Origin of the sequence: Vibrio sp. ECSMB14106 (assembly GCF_000972265.1) — a bacterium.
GTDB classification, from domain to species: Bacteria; Pseudomonadota; Gammaproteobacteria; order Enterobacterales; family Vibrionaceae; genus Vibrio; species Vibrio kanaloae.
Genome location: NZ_LAUM01000085.1, coordinates 1 through 389 on the forward strand (window position 1 = coordinate 1; position 389 = coordinate 389).

Here is a 389-nt window from a genome sequence, read left to right on the forward strand (position 1 = left end):
TCGCCAGGCTCTTATTTATTTTCACTTTTTTGAAAGTGAAGACAAAAAGGTATCGTTACCTGTGTATACATGTAACAACATCTACAGTGTACTAATCTGTTGATGACAAATTGTTGGAGGGATGGCTGAGTGGTCGAAAGCACCGGTCTTGAAAACCGGCAACCGTTAATAGCGGTTCTAGGGTTCAAATCCCTATCCCTCCACCACCATTAAAAAGCCCGCTGAGAAATCAGCGGGCTTTTTTCATATCTGTTTCAAATCATTATGTACCATCCAAATATTTACACACGCACTTAATTCACTTGCGGATACTGTCAGAGTTTCCTAAATCATCTTATTATGTAGTGGTACGGTGAATTTGGTCACTTAGTTAGAGGTGATATCATCAC

General features: G+C 39.8%; 1 tRNA gene. It reads left to right on the plus strand.

Features of this window, described 5'->3' with window-relative positions:
• Window positions 1-115 precede the first annotated feature (115 nt).
• Window positions 116-206, plus strand: a tRNA-Ser gene (locus WR49_RS20760).
• Window positions 207-389: the final 183 nt, after the last annotated feature.